The 18,608-nt window shown below is 64.9% G+C and carries 15 protein-coding genes; 5 read left to right on the top strand and 10 right to left on the bottom strand.

The annotated features are described in order from the left end of the window. Window positions 1-63: 63 nt before the first annotated feature. From ACIBG0_RS10135 to ACIBG0_RS10125, 3 genes are all read right to left on the bottom strand, one after another. Window positions 64-3,297 carry an AAA family ATPase gene (locus tag ACIBG0_RS10135; protein WP_397031090.1) on the bottom strand — a complete coding sequence of 1,078 codons (3,234 nt, stop codon included), beginning with the start codon at window positions 3,295-3,297 and terminating at the stop codon, window positions 64-66. A 247-nt stretch (window positions 3,298-3,544) separates the two neighbouring features. Continuing rightward, window positions 3,545-4,717 carry an exonuclease SbcCD subunit D gene (locus tag ACIBG0_RS10130; RefSeq protein WP_397031089.1) on the bottom strand — a complete coding sequence of 391 codons (1,173 nt, stop codon included), beginning with the start codon at window positions 4,715-4,717 and terminating at the stop codon, window positions 3,545-3,547. 338 nt (window positions 4,718-5,055) lie between these two features. Continuing rightward, entirely contained in the window at window positions 5,056-5,517 is a 462-nt protein-coding gene (locus tag ACIBG0_RS10125; RefSeq protein ID WP_397031087.1) for an NUDIX domain-containing protein, read from the bottom strand. Between the two features lie 294 nt (window positions 5,518-5,811). Between ACIBG0_RS10125 and ACIBG0_RS10120 the strand changes: the two genes are divergently transcribed. Both ACIBG0_RS10120 and ACIBG0_RS10115 read left to right on the top strand, forming a co-directional pair. After that, the gene (locus tag ACIBG0_RS10120) at window positions 5,812-6,594 is read left to right on the top strand and encodes a pirin family protein (protein WP_397031086.1); all 783 of its coding nucleotides are present in this window, start codon (window positions 5,812-5,814) and stop codon (window positions 6,592-6,594) included. A gap of 68 nt (window positions 6,595-6,662) precedes the next feature. Continuing rightward, on the top strand, window positions 6,663-7,184 hold the full coding sequence (locus ACIBG0_RS10115) for a DUF4190 domain-containing protein (protein ID WP_397031085.1): 522 nt from the start codon (window positions 6,663-6,665) through the stop codon (window positions 7,182-7,184). Here ACIBG0_RS10115 and ACIBG0_RS10110 read toward each other — a convergent pair. After that, a complete protein-coding gene (locus ACIBG0_RS10110; protein WP_397031083.1) occupies window positions 7,162-7,713 on the bottom strand; it encodes a hypothetical protein in 552 nt (183 codons plus the stop codon). The genes ACIBG0_RS10115 and ACIBG0_RS10110 overlap by 23 nt on opposite strands. 132 nt (window positions 7,714-7,845) lie before the next feature. Between ACIBG0_RS10110 and ACIBG0_RS10105 the strand changes: the two genes are divergently transcribed. From ACIBG0_RS10105 to ACIBG0_RS10095, 3 genes are all read left to right on the top strand, one after another. Next, on the top strand, window positions 7,846-8,697 hold the full coding sequence (locus ACIBG0_RS10105) for a Scr1 family TA system antitoxin-like transcriptional regulator (protein ID WP_397031082.1): 852 nt from the start codon (window positions 7,846-7,848) through the stop codon (window positions 8,695-8,697). Further along, window positions 8,684-9,085, top strand: a complete 402-nt coding sequence (locus tag ACIBG0_RS10100; RefSeq protein ID WP_397031080.1) for a DUF397 domain-containing protein — start codon at window positions 8,684-8,686, stop codon at window positions 9,083-9,085. Before ACIBG0_RS10105 ends, ACIBG0_RS10100 begins: the two co-directional genes overlap by 14 nt. Window positions 9,086-9,190: 105 nt before the next feature. Further along, entirely contained in the window at window positions 9,191-11,218 is a 2,028-nt protein-coding gene (locus ACIBG0_RS10095; RefSeq protein ID WP_397031242.1) for a M13 family metallopeptidase, read from the top strand. A 26-nt stretch (window positions 11,219-11,244) separates the two neighbouring features. Here the strand turns inward: ACIBG0_RS10095 and ACIBG0_RS10090 are convergent, their stop codons facing one another. The 6 genes from ACIBG0_RS10090 to ACIBG0_RS10065 form a co-directional block, all read right to left on the bottom strand. Next, the gene (locus ACIBG0_RS10090) at window positions 11,245-12,324 is read right to left on the bottom strand and encodes an ABC transporter ATP-binding protein (RefSeq protein WP_397031078.1); all 1,080 of its coding nucleotides are present in this window, start codon (window positions 12,322-12,324) and stop codon (window positions 11,245-11,247) included. A gap of 26 nt (window positions 12,325-12,350) precedes the next feature. Further along, a complete protein-coding gene (locus ACIBG0_RS10085; protein WP_397031076.1) occupies window positions 12,351-13,679 on the bottom strand; it encodes an ABC transporter substrate-binding protein in 1,329 nt (442 codons plus the stop codon). A gap of 12 nt (window positions 13,680-13,691) precedes the next feature. Then, window positions 13,692-14,579, bottom strand: coding sequence for a carbohydrate ABC transporter permease (locus ACIBG0_RS10080; RefSeq protein ID WP_397031074.1), 888 nt, complete (start codon window positions 14,577-14,579; stop codon window positions 13,692-13,694). Between the two features lie 39 nt (window positions 14,580-14,618). Next, entirely contained in the window at window positions 14,619-15,548 is a 930-nt protein-coding gene (locus ACIBG0_RS10075) for a carbohydrate ABC transporter permease (protein ID WP_397031072.1), read from the bottom strand. Between the two features lie 365 nt (window positions 15,549-15,913). Then, window positions 15,914-16,819, bottom strand: a complete 906-nt coding sequence (locus ACIBG0_RS10070; RefSeq protein WP_397031070.1) for an Ig-like domain-containing protein — start codon at window positions 16,817-16,819, stop codon at window positions 15,914-15,916. A gap of 383 nt (window positions 16,820-17,202) precedes the next feature. Further along, on the bottom strand, window positions 17,203-18,594 hold the full coding sequence (locus tag ACIBG0_RS10065) for a cytochrome P450 (RefSeq protein WP_397031068.1): 1,392 nt from the start codon (window positions 18,592-18,594) through the stop codon (window positions 17,203-17,205). Window positions 18,595-18,608 lie beyond the last annotated feature (14 nt).

Here is an 18,608-nt window from a genome sequence, read left to right as displayed (position 1 = left end):
GCACCGAGCGCTAGCGGAAATCCGCCATCAACCGCTACGGCACGCGACCGTCCGCACGTGTGCTCAAGCGACGGTGGTGCGCAGTTGGGAGCCCGCTCGCCCGCGGATAACGTGCAGGCGGCTCGGAATGCGCTGGCGCATTTCGTCGACGTGGCTGACCACGCCGACCACGCGGCCGCCCGCACGGAGCTCGTCGAGGACCCCCATGACCGCGTCGAGGGTATCGGCATCGAGCCCGCCGAATCCCTCGTCGATGAAGATGGTGTCGAGCACTATTCCGCCGGATTCGGCTGCCACGGTGTCGGCTAGGCCGAGGGCCAATGACAGGGCGGCCATGAAGGATTCGCCGCCGGAAAGGGTTTTGGCGGGGCGCACGGCGCCGGTGTAGTCGTCGCGGATATCCAGGCCGAGACCGCCACGACGGCCGCGTGGGCCAGCCTTGTCGGAGTGCACGAATTCGTAGCGACCGCTCGACATTCGGCGCAGGCGAACCGAACCAGCCAATGCCACCTCTTCCAGCCGGGCGGCGAGTACATAGGAGCGCAACGACATTCGCCGATTGTTCTCACCCCGACCAGCAACGACCTCGGCAAGCGCGGCAAGTTCCTCATGGGCACGCTGCACCGGGGCGATCCGATCCACGGCGGCCCAGAGCTGACCACCCAAATCCTCCAGCAGGTTCACCCGCCGAGCGGCCTCCGCATGCGCGGCAACCGCGGCATTCAGCTGGGTCTGCGCGGCCGCCACGGCGGACTCCAGCTCCCCGAGATCACCGGGCTCGGTCGAGGCGGCGGCCTGGATTTCCGGCTCGGCGAGCACCGCCTCGGCATGCGCACGAGCCCGATCGGCGGCGACCAGCTCCGCTTCGATCTCGCTCTGCCGCTGCGCGGTTCGCGAGGCAGCGGTGACCACCTGCGCGTATGCCTTCAACAAAGCCAAGTCATCGCGCGGCTGCGCGTCGGCTGCGCCCGTTGCGGCTTCCGGATGGTCGACGCTCGTCTCGGCCGAATCGGCGAGCGCACCAGCGCCAACACCATCGGTGACCGCATCACTGCTGGCCGTGCTCTCCGGGGCGGCACCCCGCGAAGCATCCGAACCGGTCGCGACGGAGTTCTCGGTCTGCTCGATGACGAAACCTGCTGCCAGCGCGAGGCTTTCGACGCGGTTGGCGATCACGGTGACCTGCTCTGCTGCCACCGACTCTTCGTTGCGGGCGTCGCGGAGGGCGGTAGCGTCGCCGATCAGGGTGTCCAGGCGGGTGCGGCGGCGCTCGATTGTTTCGTCGGCACCCGCGGCGGTACGCAGGCGTTCGGTGAGTTCGGTCAGGCGCGCGGTGGCGGCGGCGATGCGGGCGGTGACGGTGCTGCGGCGGGTATCGGATTCGCGAAGTTCGTCGTGCAGGCGCGATTCATCGGCGCGCAGGCGGGACAGTTCGGCGGTAAGGCTGTCGGAGAGGGTGGCGAGTTCGGACGCGTCTTCGTAGCGGTCGGTTGCGGCGCGCAGGGCGGCGGCCAATTCGACGCGGTCGGCATCGCCGCCGCGGGCGATGAGCGCGTCGATTTCGCGTTCCAGCTCGGTGATTCGGGCCAGCACTCGGTCACGGGCGTCCTCGGCCGCGCGCTCCGCGGTGGCCGCCGCATCTTCGGCGTCCTTGGACACCGCGCTGGTCGCGGCGCGTGCCGGTGCCGGATGATCGGCGGAACCGCAGACCGTGCACGGCTGCCCCTCGATCAGCTGACCGGCGAGTTCGGCGGCCATCCCGGCCAGCCTGCGCTCGCGCAGGTCGAGCACGCGTTCCTTGGCGTCGAGATGGGCGGCGCGGGCCGACTCCCATTCGATCCGTGCGTGATCGAGAGTTGTTCTGCGATTGGCGAGTTCGACGGCCGCCATCGCCGCGGTCTGCAGGCGTTCACATTCGGCGGTCAGGGTCGGCAATTCGGCCGCTGCCTCAGTGGTTTCGCGTAGCCGGGCTTCGATTGCGGCAATCGATTCGGGCAGTTGCTGACGCATCTGGGTCAGTTTGTCCACGCGGCCGGTAAGGGCGGTGTCCTCCTCGCGCAGCGTGGCCAGTTCGGAGGTGAGCCTGGTCGCGGTGGTCGCATCGGCGCTCACCTCGTCGAGCGCGCCTATCTGGGCGCTCCACCGTCGAATTGCCGCATCGACGTCCGCGTCGGCACCTACGGTCGGCGTACCGTCCGGCCCGCGCTCAACCGTGATCAGCTCATTGCCCGCGACATCCGCACCAGCGGGTTCGGCAAGCAGTGCGACCAATCGCGTCGCGATGCGGTGGGTTTCATCCAATTTGCGCCTGGCGTGCATTACCGCGGCGCGCGCCTCATCGATGGCCTCGGCGACCGGTGCGGCACGACGGGCCGATTCGAGTTCGGCCTGCAGGTCAGCGCGGTGGCCGGCGGCAGCGGCGTATTCGTCGAGCCGAGCACGGGCCGCCGTCATGCGGCGGCGCAGTTCGTGCAGGCGCCGTTGCTCCTCGGCACAGGAGCTGATGCGCGCCGATTCCTGTTGGCACCGTTGGGCATCCGCCGCGGTCGCGTTGAGTGCTTCGCGCGCGGTCGCGAGCAGATCTTGCGACCAGCCGACCGCCTCGAGTGGCCCGACGGCTTCGGCCGCTGTCTCCCCTGCTGCCACCGCGACCTGGGCAATCAACCGATCGATGCCCTGCTTGCGCGACTCCACCTCAGCTGCCGAGGCGCGACGTTTGTCGGCCAACCATTGCTCGGCACTACCGAAACGCTCTGTGTCGAAAAGTTTCTCGAGAAGCTTTTCGCGCTCCTCGTTCTCCGCACGCAGGAATCGCGCGAAATCCCCCTGGGGCAGCAACACGACTTGGAAGAACTGGTCCGCGCTCATACCGAGCAGCCGGATGATTTCGTCGCCGATATCGGTCAGTCGAGCGAGGTTCGCGCCGCGTCCGTCCAGCCATTCCAGGGTAGCGGCGGCATTCTCCTTGACCCAACCGCTTTTGGCCCGCTTGCTCGGCCGCAGGAATTCCGGCGAGCGCGTCAACCGCACGCGTCGACCACCCAGCGTCGCCTCCAGCACCACCCGTGGCGGAGTCTGCTCGTCGGCATGATCGGAATGCAGCCGCTTACTCTCGCCACGTGCGCCCGGCACGCTGCCGTACAGCGCGAAGGCGATCGCATCCAGCACCGTCGTCTTTCCGGCGCCGGTCTGCCCGTGCAGCAGGAACAGCCCGTCCGCCCCGAGCGCGTCGAAGTCGACAACCGTTGTCTCGGCGAACGGGCCGAACGCGGTCATCTCCAGCCGGTGCAGCCTCATTCAGCACCGCCGGCGAGTGCAATCGACGTAGCGGGCCGCACCGGTAAACGTCTTACGCCAAGGTCGGCCTCGTCGGTCGCAATCAGTGCGCAGCCTCGCGCAAGCCCACTGCCGGAATCTACGCTCGAGGCAAAAGTGTTGCGATAACCAGGACCACGAAGGGCCTTCGGCATGCCCGCCGCGGATTCGCCGTAGCAATATCCACTGGTGACAGGACTGAGCAGGTCACACGTCGACTGAGGGCGGCTCACGCGGAGAGTTCCCCGGCCAGAGTGTCCAGCACCCGTTCCGGTTCGGCGACCGCGGCCGCGAGCGCCCGTTCCAGCCAGGCCATTTCACCCGGTGTGGGTTCCCCGCGGACATCGGTGAGAAAGCTCTGCGCTACTTCGGTATCGCGGCGGCCGTGCACGCGCTCACGGTAGCGCAATTCCGGATTGCCTTCCGGGCGTGTCCATTCCACGTGCACCGCATGCGGGAAGCGTTCGCGCAGTTTGCGCATGGCGTCGACGGGGCGAGCGTAGTCGGTCAGCGTCGCCGAGACATAGTGCTCCTCAGCGTCGGAATAGGCTTCGTCACTGAGTAATTCGTCGAGAGTGCCGGTGAGACGACTCAAACCGCGCACGAGCGGGAGGTCGCGGCGCCGCACCGAATGCAGGCCGGTAGCGTCCAGATCGACGAGCCATACCGCCTTCCGGTGCGAGGTCTCGGCGAACGAATACGGCAGCGGCGAGCCGGAATAGCGCACCGATGCCGAGAGCGTCTGCGGTGAATGCAGATGCCCCAGCGCCACATAGTCGATGCCATCGAATGCCGAGAGCGGCACGGTCTCCACACCGCCGACCGAAATCGAACGCTCCGACCCGGTTGCCTCGCCGCCCACTACGAAGGCGTGGGCGAGCACCACGGTGCGGACACCGGGACGCGCGGCGATATCGGCACGGATCCGGCTCATCGCCGCGTCCAGAATCTCCGCGTGCGAACGCGCCTGTGGCACACCGAGTTCGGCGCGGGTGATCTCCGGCTCCAGATACGGGATGCCGTAACAGGCGATCGCACCGTGCTCGTCGGACAACAGCACCGGCTGATCGGCGGCGGCGACCGTGGTGCGCAGATGCAGCCCGCCCGCCGCCGCGAAACTCGCACCCGCACCGAGCCGCGTCGGTGAATCGTGATTGCCGGAGGTCGCGACGATCTGCGCACCGGCCGCGCGGATGGCTTCGAATCCCTGGATACACACCGCGATCGCGTCAGCGCTCGGAATCGATCGGTCGTACACATCCCCAGGCAATACGACGACGTCAACGGATTCCACGGCCACCAATTCGGCAATGGCCGCGAGCGCGGCGGCCTGATCGGCGAGCAGATCGACCCCATGGAATGTGCGCCCGATGTGCCAGTCCGAGGTGTGCAGCATCCGCATGTCGCGAAACCGTAGGCGATCGCACCGACACACTCAACAATTTGGCCGCGGCTCCGCCGCGGCGTGTTCGCGGCCCCCTGGTGTCTCGCGTCCGAGCCGTCGAGACTCGCGCCTGCGGCGCATGCGCTTCGACGGCTCGGACGCGAGACGGGCCGCGAACGGTCGCTCGTAAGACTCGCTGCGTGGAGGTTGGTGGTGGCGGGGGTGTTCGGCGCTCGCTGGATGGTCGAGTTCGGCGAGTGTGCCGCATGTGCTTGGACGGCTCGGACGTGAGGTGGCCGCGAATGGGTCGCTTCTAGGACTCGCTCGGTGGTAGTTGGTGAGGTGGGCCGGGATGATCACACGCAGTCGACCAGTGTGGAGATTGTTTCGCGCATATCCGGTGCCATGGGGAGATCGGCGAGTGTGGCGGCATCGATCCAGGCGTACGCGTCGTGTTCGCCAGGGGCCAGGGCGACCTCGCCCGGTTCCACCTCGACGATGAAGCTGTACTTGCGCACTCGGGGCTTGGTCCTGGTGGCGTAGTCGAAATCGCCGAGGAACTCGGTGATGGCGCGCACCCGCAGCCCGGTCTCCTCGAAGAGTTCGCGCACCACGCATTCGGCCAGGGTTTCCCCGGATTCGACTCCGCCACCGGGCAGTTCGTACATGCCGCCGTGGTAGTCGTCCGGTACGCGGCGCACTACCAGGAGTTTGCGATCGCGGAATACCGCGACACCGACGACGAAGTCGCTGATTCCGTCGCGCTGCGCCGCATCGCGGAGTTGCCGCTCGATGCGAGCGAGTACCTCGGTTCGCATCCGTTCGTCACCTCCGATTCCGTTGTGGCACATGATGTTACGAATCCGACGTGGGCGCCTACAGACCCCGTCGTCGGTGGCGCGCCGTGCCGACCACCGACTCGACTAACCGGTCGGTTCTGCTCGGCTGCCATTCACCCGCAGCCGCGCCTGACTCCCTTGCACGTCACTCGTGAAGATCAGCTCGCGTAAAATGCCGAGTGCACGACAATTTACTAGGAATTCGGAGTACCGCGTCGTAAGTGCTCCTACCCTGAAAGGTGATCGGTGCACGGTCCCGAGAGGAGGACCATGATGTCCACACTCACGACACCACACATCGATGTCCATCGCGGCGGCGATCGCATGAAAACGCGCGTGTCCTGGTTGGATTCGAAGCACTCGTTCTCCTTCGGGGAGCACTACGATCCCGACAACACCCATCACGGGCTGCTGCTCGTCAATAACGAAGACATTGTTTCCCCTGGTCAGGGCTTCGAAACCCATCCGCACCGGGATATGGAGATCGTGACATGGGTGCTCGGCGGCTCGCTGGTGCACCAGGATTCGCTCGGGCACAGCGGCGTCATCTATCCCGGCCTGGCACAGCGGATGAGCGCGGGCACCGGAATCCTGCATTCGGAGAAGAACGACTCCTGGCGCCTGGATCGCGGCACCGAACACGACCAGCCGGTCCATTTCGTGCAGATGTGGGTCGTGCCCGACGAGCCGGGCTTGGAGCCCGGATATCAGCAGCTGGAGATCGACGATGAATTGGCGCGTGGCGGCCTGGTGACCGTGGCCTCCGGCCTGCCGCGCTATCGCGATCGCACCGCGATCGCCATCGGCAGCAGCCATTCGGCGATGCATGTGGCGCGGCTTGCGGGTAGCTCGGAAACCGAGCAGGCGATCGACCTGCCCGACGCACCGTACCTGCATTTCTTCGTTGCCAGGGGCGAGGTCGAGATGGAGGGCGTCGGTCCGCTGTACTCGGGTGACGCCGTGCGCCTGACCAGATCGGGCGGCCAGCGGGTGACTGCCCACGGTCCCGCCGAGATCCTGGTCTGGGAGATGCACGCGCGGCTGGGTGGGCAATAGCGCGCCGGCATCAGATCCCAGGGAGTGCTCAGAAGACGACTGCAGCGCACCGGCTGAGAGGAAGTCCCATGGCGCAATATCCGCCGCCCGGCCAATATCCGCCGCCCGGTCAGTATCCGCCGCCACCGGGCCAGGGGCAGCCTCCATCAGGTCAGTACCCGCCGCCACCTGGTCAGGGGCAGCCGAACTATTGGCAGGAATCCCCCAAGCGCAAGGGCATGGCAATCACCGCACTGGTGCTGGGCATCCTGGGATTTCTGAGCTGCTGGACGCTGATCGGCGGCTATCTGTTCGGCTCCCTCGCGCTGATCTTCGGCATCATCGCGCTGGTCAAGATTCGTTCCGGAACTGCTGGTGGCACCGGCATGGCGGTCACCGGCTTGATCCTGGGGGTGCTCGCCTTGGTCGCCGCGATTGTGCTCAGCATTGTCGGCTGGAGTTTCTTCGTCGACTCCGGCGGCAAAGACTATTTGGACTGTCTGCAGAAGGCGGGCAACGATCAGACGAAACAAAACGAGTGCCGGGACAAGTGGGAGCACAGCATCGAGCAGAGCTTCAGCGTGACGCTCACTCCGCGCCCGACCCCTTGACAACACCCTTGATGCCCTCGACTATCGACCGTCCGCCGCTGTTCGCACAGGTCCGGGTGGCGGCGATGACATCGCCGAGGTCAGGGCGGTAGTCGCCCTCGGGCGGTGCTATCCAGACCCGATAGCCGCTGAACTCATCGGTCGGCGACGGCAGCACGATCCGGCTGCCGGGCAGCGCCACCGAGGCGCAAACCCGGAACAGTTCCGGGAACAGCGCCATATCCAGGTACGAGTTATCGGTCGGACCGGTCAGGAAGGACCATCGGCTGGAGCGCGGATGCGCGATGATGGGGCCGGTCCGCCCGTTGGTGGTCAGCAGGTGGGCGCGCACCCGCTTGCCGAGTTCGGCGGGCATGACGACCGCGCCGACCGCGCCTACTTCCAACAGAATTCGCCCGAGTGCCGGATCGACGACCCCGTAGAGACCGTTGTCCTTGCGATAGCGGCGACAGCGCGCCAATGCGTCCTGGGCCGCCGCGAAATCCTGGGCTGCCAGGTAGCTACCCGATTCCATTCGCGACGTACTCATGAGGAACCTCGCCTCGACTCTGAGTGGATCGGCGTAAAAACCAAAGTTGCCGCTCAAATCGACCCTAGACCCGCACAAGTTCCTTGACAATAGTCACACGCCGAGTAAATTTCCGGCGTACGATTTCCGGCCATGGCGCCCGTTTCCCCCACCGTTGCTCGCTGGGAGCTGGTATTGCGCCTGCGCGAATTGCGCGAACAGCGCGGCTTCGATTCGGCCACCTTCGCCAAGCGGGTCGGTTTCACTCCCGCCAACTGGTCGCACGTCGAGAAGGGGCGACGGGTGCTCACCACGAACACCATCGGCCCGGTGCTCGAATTGCTCGAGGTGGATGCCGAGGAACGCGCGGAGTTGCTGACGCTGCTCGAGGCGAGTAAGCAGCGGGGCTGGTGGGCCAAATCATCGGCACTGATCGGTCCGGAACTGCAGCGGCTGTATGGCATGGAGTATGGCGCGCAAAGCATCCGCAGCTACGACAGTTTGGTTTTCCCTGGCTTGCTGCAGTCCGAGGATTACGCGCGAGCGCTCATCAGCGCCGATGTGATGATTCGGCCGGTTCAGGTCGAGCAACTGGTTGCCATCCGAATGCGGCGCCAGGAGCGGTTGCGCGGCAAGCGGCCGGTCGAGCTGACCGCGGTCATCGGCGAGGGCACCCTGCTGCAGCAGACCGGTGGGCCGGAGGTGCTGCGTGGGCAGCTGGAGTATCTGGCGAAGACCATCGAGCAGCTCGACAATATCGAGGTGCGAGTCATTCCGTTCGCGGCGCGGGCGGGCGCGGTGCTCGGCGGATCCAGTTTCCATCTGATCGACTTCGCCGGTGAACAGTTGCCGACCTTCGCGTGGGCCGAAAGTGCGGTCTTCGGCGGCGCGGTCGACGATCCGGAACAGGTGCGCGATTTGAGCTTCGCTTACGTTCGCGCGCTGGAACAATCGTTGAATCGTGCAGCATCATTGGCCCTGATCAGCAGGTATGCACGAGTGTAAAATCCTGCCCATGGCCACCACCGCTACCCTCCGGTCGGTTTTCACTGACTGGTTCACGTCGAGTCGATCGAACAACGGCAATCAATGCGTCGAGGTTCGGTTCGATGGTGACGCGGTGCTCATCCGTGACAGCAAATACCGCCGCAACCCGGCCAACCGCACCGCTGAAGAGCCCATCATCACCGTCACCGCGAGCCTTTGGACCTCGTTCATCAACCTTCTCCACAGCGGCCGATCGCATAACGAGCTGATCGCACAAACGTGCGCCGATGGCAGCGCGACCCTGCGCCACGGCGATATCACCCTCTCCTACACCCCCGAAGAGTGGGATGCGTTCATTGCCGGCGTGCGCGACGGCGAATTCGATCGCATCATCCTGCCCGCCTGACCGCCTACCCCGGCCGTAGCGACTGCTTGCAGCGCACTCGAAACGACCAGCCGACGCGGCCGGGACCAACCTCGGCGACGGCAACCTTCGCCTCAGCTCTGCATACTGGAGATCGTGACTTCCGATCTGAGCAGTCCCTCCGGTATCGATCTGACCCACCTCGACCACGCGGTACGCGTGCAGGACGACCTGTTCGCCCACGTCAACGGCGAATGGCTGGATACCTATGAGATACCGGCGGATCGTGCGGTCGACGGCGCCTTCCGGGCGCTGTACGACCAGGCGGAGCTGGATGTGCAGACGATCATCCAGCGGGCCGCCGATTCGGCGGCCGAGCACGGCAGCGATGCGCGCAAGATCGGCGATCTGTACTCGAGCTTCATGGACACCGATACGGTGGCCTCGCTCGGGCTCGCTCCCATCGCGGGGGAACTCACCGAGATCCACGAGGTCACCGATCGCAGTGTCTTCGCCGCTCTCTTGGGTCGCCTGCAGCGCACTGGTGTCGGTGGCGCGCTCGGCTTCTATGTCGACACCGACGATAAGGACTCCAACCGGTATCTGGTGCACGCCACCCAGTCCGGGATCGGGCTGCCCGATGAGTCCTACTACCGGCAGGACGAGTTCGCCGAGATCCGGGCCAAGTACATCGAGCACATCGGTCGGATGTTCGCGCTCGCCGCCGCCGAACCGCAGATCGCCGCGCTGCTACCCGCCGATCTGACGACGGTCGGACAGCGGATCTTCGAATTGGAGCGCAAGCTTGCGGCCGGACACTGGGATGTGGTGCGCCGCCGCGACGCCGAGTTGAGCTACAACCTCACCACCTACGACGCGCTGGTCGCAGAGCATCCGGAATTCGATTGGCACGCCTGGACTTCCGCGCTTGCCGAGGGGATCTCGAAGTCGGGTCCCGACCTGTTCGCCGAAGTGGTTGTGCGCCAACCGGATTACGTGCGCACCTTTGCCCAGACCTGGGCCGCCGAGCCGCTCGCCGATTGGCAGGCGTGGGCGATCTGGCGGCTGTTGCGGTCGCGGGCGGCCTATCTCACCGATCCGATCGTCGAGGAGAATTTCGACTTCTATGGCCGCACCCTCACCGGCGCGCAGGAGAACCGGGAGCGCTGGAAGCGCGGCGTTTCGCTGGTGCAGGATCTGCTCGGTGAGGCAGTCGGCAAACTGTATGTGGCCGAGCACTTTCCGCCGGAGGCCAAGGCGCGGATGGTCGAGCTGGTCGCCAATCTGCAGGAGGCCTACCGCCGCAATATCGCCGAGTTGGACTGGATGGGGCCGGATACCAGGGCGGCCGCGCTGGCCAAACTGGAGAAGTTCACCCCCAAGATCGGCTATCCGGACAAGTGGCGCGACTACTCCGCCATCGTCATCGTCCCGTCCGATCTGGTCGGCAACTACCGCCGTGGCTATGCCGCCGAACACGATCGCGATCTGAACAAGCTCGGCGGCCCGGTCGATCGCGGCGAATGGTTCATGACACCGCAGACGGTGAACGCCTACTACAACCCGGGCATGAACGAAATCGTCTTCCCCGCGGCGATTCTGCGGCCGCCGTTCTTCGATATGCATGCCGACGACGCCGCCAACTACGGCGGCATCGGTGCGGTGATCGGTCACGAGATCGGCCACGGTTTCGATGATCAGGGCGCCAAATACGATGGCGACGGCAATATGGTCGACTGGTGGACCGACGCCGATCGCGCCGAATTCGGTAAGCGCACAAAGGCTTTGATCGACCAGTACAACGTGCTCTCGCCCAAAGCGCTGTCCGATCAGCACACCGTCAACGGCGAATTCACCATCGGCGAGAACATCGGGGACCTCGGCGGGCTGTCTATCGCCTTGGCCGCCTACCGCATTTCGCTCGAAGGCGAGGAGCCACCGGTCATCGACGGCCTGACCGGTCTGCAGCGCGTTTTCTACGGCTGGGCTCAGGTGTGGCGGACCAAGGCCCGCGATGAGGAGGCCATCCGACGCCTGGCCACCGATCCACACTCGCCGCCGGAGTTTCGCTGCAATGCTGTGGTCCGCAATATCGACAGCTTCCACGAGGCCTTCGATGTGAAGCCGGGTGATGGGCTGTATCTGGAACCCGAACAGCGCGTCAAGATCTGGTGAGCACGCGGCGGGCCGAGGACGCCGCGTCAGCGCAGGCGTTCCTCGGTTTCACCGTCGAAGAAGAAGATCTCGTCGAGCTTCGGGCGCAGCCGCAGGCGATCGCCGAGTGCCACTTGGAAGCGGCGGTCCACCCGGGCCACCACCTTGCCCGAGCGGCTATTCCATTCATCGGTGACGCCGTGGCTGTAGATGAAGGATTCGGCGCCGAGTTCCTCGAGAAGTTCGGCGGCAACGGCGAGGCTGTTATCGGTTTCGGTGGTGGTTTCCCAGGATTCCGGACGGATGCCGACAATGACCCGTCCGCCGGTTACGGTGCGAGGCAAGGAGATTCGCAGCTCACCGAGGACGGCCGCACCGTCGCGCACCGGTGCGTCGAGCAGGTTCATACCAGGTGAGCCGATGAAGCCCGCGACGAAAGTATTGACCGGATCGTCATAGAGCTCACGGGGTTTGGCGATCTGCTGGAGTCTTCCTTCTCGCAGCACCGCGACCCTGTCGCCCATGGTCATGGCCTCGACCTGGTCATGGGTGACATAGACGGTGGTGGTGCCGAGACGTTTCTGCAGCGCGGCGATCTGGGAGCGGGTGCTCACCCGCAGCTTCGCATCCAGGTTGGACAGCGGTTCGTCCATGCAGAAGACTTGAGGTCGGCGTACGATGGCACGACCCATCGCAACGCGCTGGCGTTGTCCGCCGGACAGTTTCGCTGGTTTGCGATCGAGCAGATGCTCGAGTTCGAGCATCTTCGCCGCTTCCTGTACGCGAATCCCGGTATCTGCCTTGTTCATTCCGGCATTGCGCAGTGCGAAACCCATATTCTGCGCGACCGTCATATTCGGATAGAGCGCGTAGCTCTGGAATACCATCGCCACATCGCGGGCGCGCGGCGGCAGTAAGGTGACGTCCTTACCGCCGATCAGAATGCGTCCATCCGCAACGGCTTCCAATCCGGCCAGCATCCGCAGACTGGTCGATTTGCCGCAACCCGATGGGCCGACGAGGACGATGAATTCCCCGTCGGCGATATCGAGTTCCAGGTTGTCGACGGCGGGCATCGGCGCACCGGGATACTGATGCGTCACCCCGTCGAAGTGCACTGTTGCCACGGCGTCGATCTCCCTCTTGGTCGGTACTACTTGGGCAGCTTCGGCGTGATCTGCCGATCGATGATCGTCTGCAGTTGACTGGCCACATTGGCGAAAGCCGTTGCCGGATCCGCATTCTGCAGACCGATCTGCTCGAGACCGGTGCCGATGATCTGGTCACCGCCGGGTACGAACACCCGCGCATAATCCTGCGATTTGGTCACTGCGAGCTGCTCGATGGCAACCTTCGAATTCGGATTCTTCGCCAGGAAGTCGACCTCGCTCGGATCGGTCACCGCCGACTTGCGTACCGGCATATATCCGGTGCCCTGCGAGAAGTACGCGGTATTCGCGGCATTGGTGATGAACTCGATGAACTTCAGCGCGTTCACCTTCCGCTGATCCGAGATCCGCGACGGAATCGCCAGCCCGGCACCGCCGGTGGTGACGCCGGGACCGTTGGGATGCGGCAGGAACGCGGTGCCGAATTCCAGTTTGCCCTCGGCATTCTTCTTGATGCCCCGCAGATCGCCGGTGGAGGCGATGGTGGAGGCGATGACGCCGGTGCCGAAGTCGACGGCGATCTGCGGTTTGATGCCCGCGTACTTCTTGGTGTGGATCATATCGCGCAGGAATTGGCCTGCCGCAAGCGTTTTGGGGTCGGTGAACTTCAGCGTCCACTGATCGGAGTAGGCGCCGCCGAAGGTCCAGTTCGGGCCCTGGAAAGTCCAGGCCAGGTAGTTCTTGGCATCACCCCAGCCGTGTGCGAGCTTGCCGTCGCCGACCACGGATTGGATTTTCGGCCCCCACTCGTCGAACTCCGGCCAGCTCTGCGGGCCGCGGTCGGGCAGACCGGCCTTCGCCCACACGTCTTTGTTGTAGTAGAACAGCGGCGTCGAGCGCGCGTACGGCAGCGCGTAATGATTACCGTTGAAAACGTAATCGGCGGCCAGTGAATCGACATAGTCGTCGAGCTTCACCCCGGCGTCGGCGAAGTGCGAGTCCAGCGGTTCGATGGTGCCGTTGAGCGCGTAGTTGAACCACCAGACATCCGACAGCACAACGACATCGGGCAGTTCGCCGCCGGACAGCGCCGCATTGAATTTCTGCGACACCTCCTCGTAGTTCTTACCCGCGTCGACCAGATTGACCTTCAGCTCCGGATACTTCGCCTGGAACCGATTGATCAGCTCGGTCTCGAGTTCCTTCGAGGTACCGGGGTGATTCGACCAGAAGGTGATGGTGTTGGCGTCACCGGACTGCTTACCGCCACCGCCGCTGCCCGCGCAAGCGGTCAGCGCGGTACCCGCCGCGAGCGCACCGGCCAGGCCGATGAATCCGCGCCGTGACAGTGCCGGGAATGGTGAGTTGGACACTGGTTTCTCCTATCAGCCCTTGACCGCACCCGAGGTGAGGCCCTTGATCATGTGGCGCTGTAGCAGCAGGAAGACGATGAGGATCGGCAGCATGGTCAGCAGCGTCCCCGCCATCACCGGTCCCCAATTGGTGACGCTCGGATTCTCGGTGTTCTGCAGCAGGGTCAGGCCCACCGGCAGTGTGGCGACTCGGGTGTCATCGGCCATCAGGAACGGCCAGAGGTATTCGTTCCACTCGTTGACCAGCGTGACCACCGCGAACGCCACCATGGTCGGTCCGGACATCGGCAGCACCACCCGGGTGAGCAGGCGCCACCAGTTGGCGCTGTCCATCCGGGCCGCCTCGATCACCTCCGAGCGCAGTGAGAGGAAGTGATTGCGCATCAGGAAGGTCCCGAAGGCCACCCCGCAGAGCGGAATGATGATGCCCTGGAAGCTATTTCGCCAACCCAACTGGGCGATCAGCGCATAGTTGGAGATCACCGTGATCTGGTTGGGCACCATCAGCGCCGCGATGATCACGAGGAACACCAATGTCTTACCCGGAAATCGCAGGAACACCAGGCCGTACGCGCTGAACACCCCGAGCACGAATTTCACCAGCGCGATGATCCCGGTGACGAGCAGCGAATTGCGCAGGAACGTCCAGAACGGCAGCGTCGTGGTCGCGTCCTCGTAGTTCGCCGGATGCCAGCTGTGCGGCCAGTACACCGCGGGCTGGGTATAGATATCCGGACGCGCCTTGAACGAGGTGATGAAGATCCAGAACAGCGGCACGCCGATGATGATCAGCACGCACACCATCGCGCCATAACCGAGCACCGTCACCGCGCGCTGCCTACGGCGATACGAAAGCGTCTCGATGCTGTATCCATGGCGGGTAGCTACGCGGTTACCCATGCTGCCTCCTCCGCGCCCCTCGCTCCGGCCGCGCGTGTTTCACTGCTCGCCCCGATCCATGACCCGCACCTGGACCAGGGTGACGACCAGCAGCAACAGGAACATGATGGTGGCGACCGTCGCGCCGTAACCGGCCCGGAAGTTGCGGAAGGACTCCTGGTAGACCTGGTAGACCATGGTCGTGGTGCCGGTGCCGAGCGGCCCGCCGCGCGTCATCACGTTGATGATGTCGAAGACCTGCAGTGAATTCAGCAGCACGGTGATCGACAGGAAGAACGTCGTCGGCCGTAGTTGCGGCAATAGCACTTTGGTGAAGGTGGTCCAGCGGCTCGCACCGTCCATCTGCGCCGCCTCCATGAGATCGGCGCGGGTGCCCTGCAGTGCGGCCAGGTAGATGACGAAGGTGTAGCCGAGGTTCTTCCAGATATAGGTGACCGTCACCATGAGCAGCGCCCAATGCGGGTCCTGGTAGAAATCCGGGACCTTGTCGACGCCGATCCGGTGCAGCACATCCTGGATCAGCCCGAAGCTCGGATCGAAGATGAACTGGAAGGCCACGCCGATGGCCGCGCCCGAAATGACGAACGGCGCGAAGATGGCCGAGCGAACCACATTGCGCCCGAATAGCTTACGGTCCAGCACTAGGGCCAGCGCCAGGCCGAGCACCATGCTACCGACCACCGCGGCCACGGTGAAAACCACCGTATTGGTGACGATCTGCCAGGAGTCGTCGCGGCGCCACCACTCCCGGTAGTTCGCGAACCCCATGTATGTCACAAAGTTGTCGGAGATATTGAAGTCGGTGAACGAGAGCCGGATATTGTCGGCCAGCGGGCGGTAGACGAACAGGGTCAGCAGTACCAGATTCGGGCCCAGCAACACCAGGAACAGCGCATAGTCCTGCCATGGCCGATTGCGCAGGCCACGCCCGCGCGGATAGGGCAGCACTCGTTCCGGCCTGGCTCGCACGGCCGAAACTTTACGGCGCGTAGCAAACAATCGGTTAACGCCGAAGGTCGATACGCTGAACTTCTTGCTGGGCGCGCCCGACGAGTTACCCATGTGCTGGTCCGCCTCCCCGAGCCTTGTGCCGGTCGCGGGTGCCTTGGGAGTTTCGTCGCGGGCCGCCGGCAGTCGTGGTGGCTGGATTCTGGGCGTGCCCGGCGAGTTACCCATATGCTCCCGAAATCAGCTGTTGCGTTGCGCTATTCGGGAGGTTAGCTGGCAACTGGTCCGTCGTCCGGGAAATCCGGAAGACTCGGAGTGAACAACGAACTCAGCCCAGGCTGATCGGGCCTGGGCTGAGTTGAGCTCGGGAGACTTCGACCGGATGTCTAGTCGTTCCAGTCGCCGTAGCCGTCGCGGGCATTGAGGGTGCCGCCCTTGGTGTTCTGGACGATGACCGGATCACCCTTCTTGGCGTTCTCGAAGAACCACTTCGCGTTCTCGGTACTGACGTTGAGGCAGCCGTGGCTGGCGTTCGAAACACCTTGCTGCGCAACCGACCACGGGGCCGCATGCACGAAGATGCCGCTGTTGGAAATGCGGGTGGCGTACTCGACCTCGACCTTGTAGCCCTCGGGATCGGTGGTCGGCACGCCGTAGGTGGACGAATCCATGGTCATCTTGCGCAGCTGCTCGCCGACGAAGTAGGTGCCGTTCGGGGTCTCGTGCTTGGTCTTACCCATCGAGGTCGGCATCGTCATGATCTCCTCGCCGTTGCGAGTGATCGTGATGGTGTGGGTGTCGTCGTCGGCGGTGGTGATGAAGGCGTCACCGATCCGGTATGCGGTGCGGGTGCCGCCCGCCTCCACGGTCACATCGGTGTTGGCCGGCCAGAACTCGTTCGGCCGCCAGCGCACTTGCTTGTCGCTGAACCAGTAGAAGTGACCCGACGCCGGATTCGAGGAGGTGATCTTGATGGCCTTCTCGGCGGTGGCGTGATCGGTCACCGGATCCTTGAAGTTGATGATGATCGGCTGCGCGACGCCGACGGTCTCGCCGTCGCCGGGGCTGATACTCGGCGGTGCGAAGTTCGCCGTGACGCCCGGATCGGTGGCGGGCGAGGCAGAGGAGCCGGTGCCGACACCCGGCAGTACCGGATCGGCCTGAGCCGGCGCGAGGGCGGTGATGCCGACCGCGGCGATGGCCGCCGACAATAGGACGCCCTGCCGGAGTCGGCGGGCTAGCGCTCCCCGAGGAGGAGCAGTCGACGTCCTGGTGTGCAAAGCGGCATGCATAGGTTTCTCGTCCAATCCATCTCTCACTACGCCGGTGGCGCGGCGAGATCTCTCATCGGTGTGGAGCTGCAGGGCGGTTCCACGAAGACCCTTCGTGGATTCCGTGCGAACGCCCACGGAAAAACGGCGCGGGGCACACAAAGCACCCCACGGGTATATGACGCACCCGACCCTGGCGTCCTTCCTACCGTCCAGGGCCATCCGTGGCCAGCGGCGTTTCGGATTAATTCGTGTTGACCATCTGGTGTGGTGAGCAACACATATGCCGTTGTGGGTCATGATCTTTCGTGAAATCGGCCGGTCAGATCGGTGTGACTCGATTAATCCGGACGGTCGTCAAGGCCGCCGACCCCGGCAATAGGCAAACTACTTCGTGAGATAAATCACGAAATGACATCGAATGGGATCGACCGCCGCGGCCCCGTCGCGATGTTGTGCGGCACCGACAGCGGCGTTCGCCCGCGCGCATAACGTGGCGGCAATCGCAGCTCCCGACGACCGAGGATCGTGGCGAGGACGACCCGCAATTCGTAGTCGGCAAGCGAAGCTCCGACACAGCGTCGATGCCCGCCGCCGAAGGATGCGAATTCGTACGGTCGGTACTTGCGCTCGAGGAACCGCTGCGGCTCGAACAGTTCGGGATCGGTCCATACCGCGGGATCGGAATGCAGCAGCGGCAGCGCGACGCCCATGGTGTCGCCCGCCGCGAGCTCGACACCGCGCAGCGTGAACGGCGCGGTCAGCCTGCGCAGCACTATCGGCACCGCGGGGTGCAGCCGTAGTGTTTCCTGGCAGACCGCATCCAGAAACGGCAGCCCGGCGAGCTCTAGCGGGGAGGCATCGGGCCCGGCCGCGTGCAGTTCGGCGCGCAGGCGCGCCAGCACCTCGGGTTCCCGATGCAGATGGAACAGCGCCCACACCAGACTGGTGGCGGTGGTCTCGTGTCCGGCCACGAGCAGTGTGCGCAATTGTTCGCACAGATCGTCATCGGTGATCGAGGTGCCGTCGTCATAGCTTGTCGCGAGCAGTAGAGCGAGAATGTCGGCGCCGACCGAACCGACGGCCCGACGCCGCGCGATATCGGTCAGGATCAGCTCGTCGAGCCGCTCGCGCGCGGCCACGAACCGGTCCCATGGCGCCCGACCGAACAGCCCGTGGCGCAGTGCGGGCACCAGCATCAGCGGTCCGGAGTAGGCGGTGAGGAATTCCGCGACCGCGGCGGTGTATTCGGCGCGGCGCTGGTGGCTGTCCACCCCGAATACCGCCTGCAGAATCACCCGCAGCGTGATCGCCCTGGCCGCGGCGCGTGCGTCGATGCGCGTACCCGGTGTCCAGGGCGGCCGGGATTCACCTGTGCTGCCGGACATTTCGGCAAGAGTGGACTCACGGATGAGTTCGCCGTAAGCGCGGATCCGCGCGCCATGGAATGCGGGCGCGAGCAATGCCCGATCGCGCCGGTGGCGTTCACCCGCGGCCAGGATGAGCGAGGCGGAGCCGACCAGCGGTTCGATCGGATTCGGTCGCGGCGGCTCGAGCAGATCGGCCGGCGCGCGGAAGAGTTCGCGGGCACCGTCGGCCGTGCCGGTGAACAGCACCGCGCCGAAACCGGGAAACCGCACGTAGAAGGGATCGCCCTCGCGTTCGCGGCGCCACCGGAAATACCGTTCGAAATCGATGCCCGCGGCTACCGCATGCGTAACCACCATTCTTGGTACGCGCGGCATCGAGGACGCGGCGTCCACCGCCGTTTCGTCGGGTGCGCCCGCCTGCTCCATATCTATAGCTACGA

Origin of the sequence: Nocardia sp. NPDC050630 (assembly GCF_044457245.1) — a bacterium.
Lineage (GTDB): Bacteria > Actinomycetota > Actinomycetes > Mycobacteriales > Mycobacteriaceae > Nocardia.
This window is presented reverse-complemented; position numbering and strand designations above follow the sequence as displayed.